This window comes from Ligilactobacillus hayakitensis DSM 18933 = JCM 14209 (assembly GCF_000615845.1).
In the GTDB taxonomy this organism is placed as follows: Bacteria; Bacillota; Bacilli; order Lactobacillales; family Lactobacillaceae; genus Ligilactobacillus; species Ligilactobacillus hayakitensis.
In genome coordinates this window covers 1-11,693 of record NZ_BAML01000039.1, presented here as the reverse complement: position 1 = coordinate 11,693, position 11,693 = coordinate 1, and the positions used below count along the sequence as shown (strand labels likewise).

At 32.3% G+C, this 11,693-nt stretch carries 7 protein-coding genes and 2 pseudogenes; 4 read left to right on the top strand and 5 right to left on the bottom strand.

Annotated features, from left to right (window positions below):
- Positions 1–48: 48 nt before the first annotated feature.
- Positions 49–1,479 (bottom strand): oligosaccharide flippase family protein, encoded by a 1,431-nt coding sequence (locus JCM14209_RS07855; RefSeq protein ID WP_025022931.1) that lies wholly within the window; start codon positions 1,477–1,479, stop codon positions 49–51.
- A gap of 3 nt (positions 1,480–1,482) precedes the next feature.
- A pseudogene (glf, locus tag JCM14209_RS09490) lies at positions 1,483–2,597 on the bottom strand (UDP-galactopyranose mutase).
- Between the two features lie 139 nt (positions 2,598–2,736).
- On the opposite strand from glf, the gene JCM14209_RS07845 reads away from it, so the two are divergent.
- Positions 2,737–3,930 (top strand): hypothetical protein, encoded by a 1,194-nt coding sequence (locus JCM14209_RS07845; RefSeq protein WP_025022930.1) that lies wholly within the window; start codon positions 2,737–2,739, stop codon positions 3,928–3,930.
- A gap of 85 nt (positions 3,931–4,015) precedes the next feature.
- Here the strand turns inward: JCM14209_RS07845 and JCM14209_RS07840 are convergent, their stop codons facing one another.
- Both JCM14209_RS07840 and JCM14209_RS07835 read right to left on the bottom strand, forming a co-directional pair.
- A complete protein-coding gene (locus JCM14209_RS07840; RefSeq protein ID WP_025022929.1) occupies positions 4,016–4,960 on the bottom strand; it encodes a glycosyltransferase family 2 protein in 945 nt (314 codons plus the stop codon).
- A gap of 31 nt (positions 4,961–4,991) precedes the next feature.
- Positions 4,992–5,936 carry a glycosyltransferase family 2 protein gene (locus JCM14209_RS07835; protein ID WP_025022928.1) on the bottom strand — a complete coding sequence of 315 codons (945 nt, stop codon included), beginning with the start codon at positions 5,934–5,936 and terminating at the stop codon, positions 4,992–4,994.
- Positions 5,937–6,135: 199 nt separating this feature from the next.
- Here JCM14209_RS07835 and JCM14209_RS07830 point away from each other — a divergent pair, with 199 nt between their 5' ends.
- From JCM14209_RS07830 to JCM14209_RS07815, 3 genes and pseudogenes are all read left to right on the top strand, one after another.
- Entirely contained in the window at positions 6,136–6,993 is an 858-nt protein-coding gene (locus tag JCM14209_RS07830; RefSeq protein ID WP_025022927.1) for a DegV family protein, read from the top strand.
- 133 nt (positions 6,994–7,126) lie between these two features.
- Positions 7,127–8,934, top strand: a pseudogene (locus JCM14209_RS09485) (heavy metal translocating P-type ATPase).
- Positions 8,935–9,136: 202 nt separating this feature from the next.
- Positions 9,137–10,579, top strand: coding sequence for an APC family permease (locus tag JCM14209_RS07815; RefSeq protein ID WP_025022926.1), 1,443 nt, complete (start codon positions 9,137–9,139; stop codon positions 10,577–10,579).
- Positions 10,580–10,655: 76 nt separating this feature from the next.
- Here the strand turns inward: JCM14209_RS07815 and JCM14209_RS10125 are convergent.
- On the bottom strand, positions 10,656–11,693 hold a 1,038-nt coding region (locus tag JCM14209_RS10125; RefSeq protein ID WP_025022925.1), incomplete at its 5' end, for a hypothetical protein.

Here is an 11,693-nt window from a genome sequence, read left to right as displayed (position 1 = left end):
AATTTCACCTAACCCTTATTTTTTATTAATAAAACTAATTTCTTCTACTTATTTTTGCAAATATTTTGCTTTATATATGATAGTAGGTTTTAATATTAAAATTACCCCAATATATATCAAAATCCCAATTAGGATTTCTAATCCCATGTGTCCTGCAGCGACCAAACTTAAATCTTTGGGCTTCCACGTTTCTTCTAAGTAATATACTGGAACAAACATTATCATTCCCGCGATTAAATACTTCCATAGATTCTCTATCATCTTAGTGAGTTTTAACTGATGACGAACAACATAAAATTGATAAAGCGTTACTACTAACTCTGAAAGAACTGTTGCAAATACCGCTCCCATCAATCCCCAGAAATAAATAAAAGGAATATTTAAAATAATGTTCGAAACAGCACCCAATGTTACTGACATTGTGAAATCTTTGACCCTATCAGTTGGAAGTAGATACTGCGCTCCTATTACATTACTCCAACCTATTAATACAATAACGCTTGCTTCTCCCATCATTGCTTGACCCACAGCGTAAAATCCAGGACCAAATATCATCAATCCTAAATATTTACTTACCGCCATTAATCCAAAGGTTAACGGAATTGCTATAAAGGATACAAAATCAAATGAACTATATAATAACTCGTTTACTTTTTTATTATCCCCTTCAGCAAAAGCATGAGAAACATGAGGCAACATCACTGTTCCAGTCGCAGTTACAATTGCTAAAATCATCTTAATAATCGAATCAGACGAATTATACATTCCTGAAGATGTTGACCCAACAATAGCTCCCAGCATATTCTTATTTAAAATTAAATAAATCTGTGTTGCTATTTGCGGAATAAATAAAGATACCGTTGGAACGAAGTGTTTCCAAGGTTTTAACTTATTCCAAACAACTTTCGTTAAGACTTTCTTCAAGTGTGGCCAAAGCGTGATATTTCCTAGTAAAGCAGAACAAGCTAGAATAATTATGTATAATCCAACGTCATTTGCGTCTTTAACAAAACTAAAAATTGCAATCAATGATACAATTTTTACTATCGTATTTCTTAAAACAGTTCGCTTAAAATCTTCAATCCCCATATAAAACCAAGAAATATCAAATGCCGCAGCTATCACATTTAATGATTGGAAAATTAAATATATATAATATTTACGATATACTTGTAAAAATAATGTGAAAGCAAAAAATGATATAATTGTCATAAACACTTTTAATATTTGGATTTCCCAAAACGCTTGAGTCATTTTTTCCTTATCATTTCTAACATAAGCAATTTCTCGATTTCCATAGTATCCAATTCCAATTCCTGCTAATAATACAAACCATTGAATTAAAGAATTAGTATATGAATTAATTCCAACTCCTTCTGGCTTTAATACACGTCCAATATACGGTGCCGTTAAAAGCGGAAGGATGATATTTAGTAATTGATACCCTGCATTATAAAGATAATTCTTAATTACCTTCATAAATTATCCCTCAAATTCTTCATTAACAGCTTCTAAAGCTGCAGCAATAACTTGATCCATGTTGTAGTAGCGATATTGTCCTAAACGACCACCAAAGATAACATTTCTTGCTTTTTTAGCTGCTAATTCCTTATATTGTTCATACAATGTGTTGTTCTTGTCGTTGTTTACAGGGTAGTATGGTTCATCTCCACGCTTCCAGTCAGCTGGATATTCACGTGTGATTACTGTCTTGCCTTCTTCTCCCTTACCGAATTCAAAGTGCTTGTGTTCAATAATACGAGTGTAAGGAGTTTTTGCATCAGTATAGTTTACTACTGCATTACCTTGGTGGTTATCTTCATCTAACACTTCTGTTTCAAAACGGAGACTACGGTATTCTAATTCCCCTAATTCGTAGTTAAAGAATTGATCAATCATCCCTGTAAAGAGAACTTTATCATAGTCATTCATGTATTCATCTTTCTTATCGAAGAAATCCACACCTGTTTCAACTGTGATATTTTCATGATCTAACATCTTTTCAACGATTTGAGTATATCCACCAACAGGAATTCCTTGGAAATTATCGTTGAAGTAGTTGTTATCATATGTAAGACGAACTGGTAAGCGGCGAATAATGAAAGCAGGTAGTTCTGTTGCTTTTCTTCCCCATTGCTTTTCAGTATAACCTTTAACTAGTTTTTCATAGATATCTGTACCTACTAATGAGATTGCTTGTTCTTCAAGGTTTTCTGGAGTCTTACCGTTAAGCACAGACTTTTGTTCATTAATTTTGTCCATTGCTTCTTGTGGAGTTACCACACCCCATAACTTATTGAAAGTGTTCATGTTAAATGGCATGTTGTAAATTTCGCATTATAGTTAGCCACTGGGCTGTTAGTATAACGGTTAAATTCAGCGAATTGGTTCACATAGTTCCAGACTTCCTTGTTTGATGTATGGAAAATGTGGGCACCAAATTGATGAACTTGAATTCCATGTACTTCCTTTGTATAGATATTACCAGCTAAGTGATCACGCTTTTCTATAACCTTTACTTCGTGACCTCTTTTAGCTGCTTCATGAGCAAATGTCGCACCGAACAATCCGGCACCTACTACTAAATATTTTGTCATTTTATTTCTCCTCATATAAATCACAATTAATTATTAATTGTCTATATTTGATACATAGTAATACTATCATAAATTGCGGATTTTTTCTTCTCGTACTATAATATTTTTATAATTACAACTTTATAATGAGGAGTTTTATATGCAAATTGAATCATATATTAATTTCGCTAAAAAATTTTTAGTCGAAAAAAATGCAAACATTGCATCTATTCTTTTTTTTGCATCGTTTTCTATTTATCTTATCCCTAATCTTTTAGGTAGTACCTTTGTTATGAACGAATTACAAAATGTCGTCTTCTACATTACATTATTTGCTAGTTTGTTGATTTCTGTAAAGATATTTATTTTAGATGAATACTCGATGCTTGAGCGATTGTTATTATTTTTATTTTTATTCTTATTATTTGTAATCGGCAAAAATTCATTATCTTATAACGAATTTTATTACACATTTTTAATACTTGGTGCTAGAGATATAAAACTCGAAAAAATTCTTAAATGGTTTTTAAGTATTGTAATATTATGTACTGTAATAGTAATACTATTATCTTTATTCCACGTAATTCCTACCTTATCAGTTGGTAGATCAAATTCGTCAACGCTTCGCCTTTCTCTCGGGCATATCTACCCAACAAATTTAGCCGCTAAGTGTTTTTATATTGCTTTGACATACGTATCTTTGAAGAAATTTAGATTATCTATCTCTGAATTTATATCTTTGATTGCTGTCACATTAATTGTTTATTTTATTACAGATACTAAGTTAGATACTTTACTTTTAATCCTCTTAATTATTAGTACTTTTCTTAGAAAGTGGATTTTTAACATTTTTTCTAAGTTGAATTACGTTTATCTTAGCATGGTATCTATTATTTTTATTTTTATTAATATTTTGCTAGCTTATTTTTTCAACGAGGGCAATATCATTTTCAATAAATTAAATAGCATCCTTTCTGGACGTCTCTTTTATGGTCATAAAGGTTTTACCGATTTCAACGTAACTTTACTAGGGCAATTTATTCCGCAAAATGGATTTGGTGGATTACGACGCGTATCCTTTAAAGATTATTTCTTTATTGATGTTTCGTATGTTCGTCTCATTCTTATAGATGGACTTTTTATTTTCTTTATTTCATTATTATTCTTCACTGCTTTAATCAAAAAATTCTCTAAGCAACAAGCGTATTCACTTTTATTAGCAATGTTATTTGTTTTTCTAAGTTCTGCAATCGATCAACATCTTTGGGAATATGCGTATAATATTATCTTTATTTCATTTTTAACAGATAATTCATTTTTTAAAGAAGATATTCTTAATAAACAAATCTCTTAAATAACATAAACTAAAAAAGAACCTGATAATCTTCGTTTTGAAACGAAGACTATCAAGTTCTTTTTTAGTTTTCTAAGACTTAATTTTATTTTTTTATTTGATTATCAATATACTTTTTAAATTTATGATATTCAATGATGGCTTTAAAATCTCCTTTAATTATTTGCTTCATTCGCTTAAATGGATATTTTGTAGTTAAACAACGTAATACATTATATACATCCTTCATCAACTGATAAATAGCTGCTTTCTTACCATCATAATAAATTTTATTGATAAGTCCGTTCCTATACAATAAATAGAAATTATTTAATCTTTCTTTGTCATTTACTTTAAACAAACTAAGCGTTTGGGGATTTTTTCTCTTATGAATTACTTTACTCTTTCCAATCATAAATGCATGACCAACAATTTTAACTAAACGTTGAGTATATTCATAATCGTCACCCCAAATAAAATAATCTTTACATGGCAACCCAACTATATCAACTGACTTTTTAGGAAATAACAATGAAACAAAAGTAGCTCTTTTAATATAAACAATAGAATCAGATAAATATCTGTACCAAAACGGATATCCATTTTTTGAATCATACGTATTAATTACTGGTACATTCATGAGTTCTCCATTTTCTCCAAATACAGAACTAGCTAGAAATGAAGGATTTTCTCCGTTTGATATTAACTTACTTTCACCTTTTAAAAGTTCTTCTAAACTGTCATTATTTGGAATAGTATCATCATCCATTATCCACAAATAATCATAATCTTGTTCACTCACATATTTCATACCTTCATAGAACCCACCAGCTCCACCAATATTTTTTTCCTGTAATAAATATGTAATTCGACTATCATCTAGATACCCTTTTTCTTTCAATGCTTCTTCCGTTCTATCCGTGCTAGCATTATTAACAATTACGATATTTTCTAATGCATAACTTTGAGTTAATAATGCTTCTATACATTCTAACAAATACTTATATCGGTTATATGTAACTACAACAGCGTATACTTTTTTCTTTTCCATCCTATAGCTCCTACATTATACTTTAAGTTAATTACTTCTTTTCTCTAACAATATATACCGGTCTATTCTTAACTTCTGCAAAGATTTTTCCGATATACTTTCCAACAATACCTAAACTTAATAATTGAATTCCCCCAATAAATAAGAGCACACAAATCAATGACGCCCATCCATAAGCGGATGATCCGCCACCTTCAATTAAGTATCGTGCGATTACAAAAATAATTCCTATTCCTGATCCGATAGACGATAACAACCCTAGGTATACAGCTACATCTAATGGAGCTTGTGAGAAATCAATAATTCCATCAATTGAATACTTTAATAAACTCCAAAAGCTCCAACTAGTGTTCCCTGCGACACGTTCGCGGTTTTCATATTCGAGATACTTGGTCTTGAATCCAACCCAACTAAAGATTCCCTTAGAAAAGCGATTGTATTCCGTCATTGATAAGATTGCGTCAACCATGTAACGCTTCATTAAGCGGAAATCACGTGCGCCATCAACAATACCGGCATCAGAAATCTTATTGATTAATTTATAGAACATTTTAGCGAAGAATGAACGTACTGGCGGCTCCCCTTCTCGGTCAGTTCTTCTGGTCCCCACACAATCATAATCTAATTCTTCATCTTCTAGGATTTCTAACATCTTCGGTAACATTGAAGGAGGATCTTGTAAGTCCGCATCCATCACAGTCACATATTCCCCAGTTGCATGTTGCAATCCTGCATATAAGGCCGCTTCTTTTCCGAAATTCCGTGAAAAATCAATATAATGTACATGTTCTGGATCTTGGTTATATAACTTTTTAATTTCGTCTAAAGTATTATCAGTTGATCCATCATTTACGAACCAATATTCGAGTTCGATATTTTTTAAATCTTTTTTTACTTTTTCAACTTCCTTGTAAAACAATGGAATCGTTTCTTCTTCGAAATAACAAGGAACAACAATTGAAAGTCTCTTTGTCATCTTTTTACCCCCTTACAAGTCAATATTCGTCCTATTTTATTATACAATTTCAAACCCTTAAAAAAAACTTTTTTTAATATTCTTAACCTAGACTTAAAATCTATATATACTTGTTTCAAAAAACATTTATGCTATAATAGTAAGCGTAAACAAATTTTGCTATAATTAAAGTAGCAACTTGCCGAGAGGAGTAACTACTATGGCAAACGTAAAAATCGTGACTGACTCATCAGTCCAATTAACACCAGAAGAAATTGAAAAATATAATATTACTGTCATCCCCCTTTCAGTTGAAGTTGATGGCAAAAACTACATTGATGGTGAAGATATTTCAAGACCAGAACTTGTTAGCTTCTTACGTAAAGGTATCATTCCTAAGACAAGTCAACCTTCAATGGGGCGTTTCGTAGAAACCTTCGACAAACTTGGCGAAGATGGTAGCGAAGTTCTCGCTATTTTAATCACCGATGCTCTTTCAGGTACCTACCAAACTGCTTGTTCAGCTGCTGAAATGTCATCTTCTAAAGTAACTGTCATCAACAGTAAATCAACTGACCGCGGACTTTCATTCCAAGTTCTAGCTGCTGCTAAAGATTTACAAGAAGGCAAATCAATTGAAGAAATCAAAGAACACCTCGCTGACATTCGTTCACGCACTCGTGTTGAGGTTCTAATTGATAATCTTGATTGTCTAGTTGCCGGCGGACGTGTTAGTCGCTTGGCTGGAGCAATCACTAAATTAATTAACCTTAAAGTTATTGTTCGACTCACCGAAAAAGAACTTATCGTTTATTCTAAAGGTCGCAGTAAGAAAGCATTTATTAAGCATGCGAAGAATCTTGCTGAAGAATATAAAGATAATAAAGTCATTGATATGGGATTGTCTCATGTTGATACTGATCCTGAATTAATTCAACAAGTTCAAGACACCATCTTAGCTAATAATGATAATAAAGACATTGACGTCCTTAAACGCCTCACAAGTCCAATCATTATGACCCATACAGGCTTAAATGCGATTGGGGTTATCACATTAAACGAAAAACCATTTGAATAATTTATTAAAGACTAGATAAGTTTTTATCTAGTCTTTTTATTTTTCTTCAATTTAGTTTTAACTCTATTTCTTCATTATTATTTTTTCTATATAATTATAGTTAGAACAAGCAATATTAAAGGAGGTTTAGTTCATGTTACATTTATCTCATCGAAAGAAACTTATTATTATTTTTATAATTGCCCTTATCTGCTTAGGATTACAATTTTTATTTCATCAAGCTTACTTAGCCAAGTTGATTATCACATTAGTTGGTAGTCTCATCTCCATTTCAATGATTATTGAAATGATTAACACTATCCGCTCTGGGCGTTATGGAGTTGATCTTTTAGCTATTCTTGCGATTAGTTCTACACTATTTATTGGCGAATACTGGGCTAGCTAATTGTTTTAATTATGTTAGTTGGTGGTGATACGCTTGAAGATTATGCCGCTAATAAAGCTAATCAAGAACTTAAATCTTTGCTTGATAATTCACCGCAAACTGCTCATAAATTAGTCAACGATTCAACTGTAGCTATTAACGTTAATGACGTCTTAATCGATGATATCTTACTTGTAAAGCCTAACGAATTAATCCCTGTTGATGGTACCATCATTAAAGGCTCTACTCTTATTAATGAAGCATCACTTACGGGTGAATCACAGCCCCAAGCCAAAGAAATCAATGATTCTATTATGTCTGGGTCACTTAATGGTGACAATTCAATCTATATGCGCGTTACTAAATTAGCTAAAGATAGCCAATATCAAAAACTTGTTCGTTTAGTTGAGCAAGCTCAACAAACTCCCGCACACTTCGTTAGATTGGCTGACCGTTATGCCATTCCTTTTACCATTATCGCAATTTTACTAGCAAGTTGGGCATGGTGGTATTCAAAGGATATAAGACGATTCGCTGAGGTACTGGTAGTTGCTTCGCCTTGCCCATTAATTCTAGCAGCTCCTGTTGCGTTAGTTGCAGGCATGAGTCGGTCATCCAAAGAAGGAATTATTGTCAAAAATGGAAACGTCTTAGAAAAGCTTGCTTCCGCGAAGTCGGCTGCTTTCGATAAGACCGGTACAATTACTTCAGGTATGCTTAGTGTTGATTGCATCCACCGCTTAAATGGAATTAGCCAACTTGATATCTTATATCTCGCTGCCAGTGTTGAACAAGAATCTTCTCATATTCTTGGACGTGCCGTTGTAGAATATGCCCGTCAAAAACATATTACCTTAGCTCCCTTAGAATCATTAAAAGAAGTGACTGGTAATGGAGTGCAAGCTGTCATTGCGGGGAAGGTTATTAAAGTTGGTAAATTAAAGTATGCTGCGCCTGATTCACCAATGGAACCTCTAAAAACAACCGCTATTTATATCAGTGCCGATAATATTCTCCAAGGTTATATTACTTTTATTGATCATGTGCGCCCCGAAGCCAATGAAACAATGCAACAATTACATAATTTAGGTATTAGTAATCTTTACATGTTAACTGGTGATCAAAGTGCTATTGCAAAGCAAGTCGCTCATCAAGTTGGTATTAATCAAGTCAAAGCTGACTTACTTCCAGAAGATAAAATAAGAGAACTAAAAAAATTAACTAAAAAACAAAGACCTGTAATTATGGTCGGTGATGGTGTTAATGACGCTCCTTGCCTTGCGCAAGCAGATATTGGGATTGCAATGGGTGCTAATGGATCAACTGCAGCTAGTGAAGCAGCTGATGCTGTCATTGTTAAAGATGACCTTATGAAAGTTATTTCAGCAATTAAAATTGCTAAAAACACTCTTAAGATTGCGCGCCAAGCTGTTTTATTAGGGATATTTATCTGTAGTGTTCTAATGATAATCGCTTCATTTGGTTATTTACCTGCTATTTATGGTGCTTTATGTCAAGAAGTCATTGATACAGTCGCAATTTTATGGGCTTTAAAAGCTCGATTTATTAAAAATTAATTTCTTTTTCTGAAAATAATGTTCACAACCTAGTATTTTTCTGAAAACTAAGCTAAAATACTTAATGGTAAAGAAAATCTTAAGAAAGGTTGTGGAGTCGTTGTCTGTTAATTTTTTCAGACGCAAAAATAAGCCTCCTTGTTTTTCATAATTATCACACGCAATAATTATGAAAATTAAATATCAAGGAGACTTATTTTTTATGTTAGACGAAAAGAAACATTATATGAGTTGGCCTGTAATTGCCTTACTCGATTTCGTTACAATTATTAGTTTTGAAAATATCTTTTATCCTTATCAAAATCAAGGATTATCTGTTGTTATCTCTTGGATCTTCCTTTTATTCACTTATGTTATCCCTTACGCTTTAATTGCGACTCAATTAGGTTTAACATTTGACAATCAAGAAGGTGGATTAGCCTCATGGATTCGTCGTGGGACTGGAAGTGACCTTTTTGGTTATATCACTTCATGGATGTATTGGACTCAAACAATCCCTTACTTAGTTGATGTTTCAAACTCAGTAATTGTCTCATTATCATGGATCATCCTCGGTGATAATACTTTAGGAAAGCATATGTCTACTTTCCAATTCGGATTACTTACATTTGTCATTATCCTATTATTCATTATCTTTGAAAATGTCTTCCGTGATTCATTAGAAGTATTATCAATCATCGGTGGTGGTGCAATGTTTGCCATCTCAATGTTATTTGTATTCATGACTGGTTGGGCTTTAACTCACGGTGCTCACATCGCAACGCAACCATTTAACTTAGCTGCATTCAAGCCTAACTTTAGTTTACATTACTTCTCAACAACTGGATTATTAATCTTCGCAATGTCAGGGGCTGAACTTGCCGCTCCTTACATTAGTAAGATGAGACATCCTAAGCGTGACTTCCCTAAAGCTATGTGGATGTTAGCTTTAATGACTGCCTTCCTTACAATCTTTGGAACATTGTCATTAACAGTCTTCTTTAACGCTAACCACATTCCACATGACTTTAAGATGAACGGTCCATACTATGCCTTCAAGTTACTTGGAGAACAAGTTGGTATGGGTAAGAGCTTAATGTATGTCTTCGCAGTTGTCCAATTATTCTTCATGCTTGCTCAATTAGCAATCTTAATCGATGCTTCAAGTCGTGTGTTCGCTAGTGATACAGCGGCTAAGTACATGCCTAGCTGGTTAACTAAGAAGAACAAAGCTGGTCGTCCAATCCACAGTTATACATTAACTGCTGGTATCAGTTTATTATTACTTCTTTTAAGTGGTACTCTTCCTAACATCAACTCAATTTACAACTGGTTATTGAACTTGAACGGGATCGTATCACCTTACAAGACAGCTCTTGTGTTCGTAGCATTCTTAGCCATCCGCTTCCAACAAGATAAGTTCAAATCATACTATGTCTTCATTAAGAACAAGACTGGTGCAATTATTGTTGGATTCTGGTGCTTCATCTTCACATTCGTTTGTGCAACAATGGGATTCATCCCTCAAGATGCTCACCCAGGAACTAAAGCTTTCAACCATCAATTATTCATGAACTTCTTAACAGTTGGTTTCTTAATTGTTTTAGGTTTCTTACTTCCTTGGATGCGTAAGATGGAATTAAAACGCGAAGCTAAAAATAAATAATATATAATAAAAGATGACGAGAATCAAAGTGATTCTCGTCATCTTTTTATTTTTTTAAACTGTTAATTTTTCATCTCTATATATTCCAAAACTTTATAATGAATAATACAATAATATTAAATAATACAGAAATAATTGATACTGCTAGTAATATCTTATGGAATGTTGGAACAAGATATTCTATCTCCACCTTAACTCTAGACTTATTATCTTTATTAATCACTAATTGTCCATTTTTATCTGACTCGACTTTAACTCTATGATTATTCACAAATAATCTATAATCAGAGTTCCTATAAATGATGAAAGGTAATTTCATTTCTCCAGATTTTTTAGGAAGATTACTTAAATCATATGTTACCTTATGATATGATCTTTTAATTTCATTTTCCCGTAATTTCCTTTTCCAACTTTCCTGAATAACCTCTAGATTATAAATATTTTTAATTACCCCTTCACTTTTTTTAGGAATATAATCATGATATCCATAACTATTATCCAAATTATTTCTACTTAGCGATTCGTTATAGTCTTTAGAATCTATTAAATATCCCCAAGGCGATCTTAAATAGCTTGTAGAAGGAGCGTAAGTTGTTGTTTTATATGCATTTTCTATGAATATATTTTGTGTTCCTAAAGAAATTATGATATTAAATATTATAATCATAACTAATCTTTTATATTCCAATCCTATCTTTTTATCAATTACATATACAAACATAACTGATATTAATGGTATTATAATTGCCATTAATCTCCAAGGATACTGAATAATATTTATCGGAGTATCAGTTAATAGCATCCACGGAAATAAATTCGTTACCATTACTAAGAAAAAAATTATATAGGTTGTTAATAACTTTACCTTAACATCTATAATTTGTTTTCCCATAATAATCATTATTAATATTATCGTTACAATTCCAATAACTCCTAAATTGGGAGAACTAATTGAATTTTCAAGTGATGTATTAAATATTTTTACAAAAGAAAAATCATACATATCCCACTGTATTTTTTCTGGCTCTACTACCCCTACTTTTAAATAATATTCTAATAATGGGACTGTTACTATTACCGTATTTATAATGATAATCAAAGAAACTAATAAAAA

Bases quoted from the DNA above. Each gene is read 5' to 3' on its own strand.
- JCM14209_RS07855 (WP_025022931.1), bottom strand. From the start codon at position 1,479: ATGAAGGTAATTAAGAATTATCTTTATAATGCAGGGTATCAATTACTA.
- JCM14209_RS07845 (WP_025022930.1), top strand. From the start codon at position 2,737: ATGCAAATTGAATCATATATTAATTTCGCTAAAAAATTTTTAGTCGAA.
- JCM14209_RS07840 (WP_025022929.1), bottom strand. From the start codon at position 4,960: ATGGAAAAGAAAAAAGTATACGCTGTTGTAGTTACATATAACCGATAT.
- JCM14209_RS07835 (WP_025022928.1), bottom strand. From the start codon at position 5,936: ATGACAAAGAGACTTTCAATTGTTGTTCCTTGTTATTTCGAAGAAGAA.
- JCM14209_RS07830 (WP_025022927.1), top strand. From the start codon at position 6,136: ATGGCAAACGTAAAAATCGTGACTGACTCATCAGTCCAATTAACACCA.
- JCM14209_RS07815 (WP_025022926.1), top strand. From the start codon at position 9,137: ATGTTAGACGAAAAGAAACATTATATGAGTTGGCCTGTAATTGCCTTA.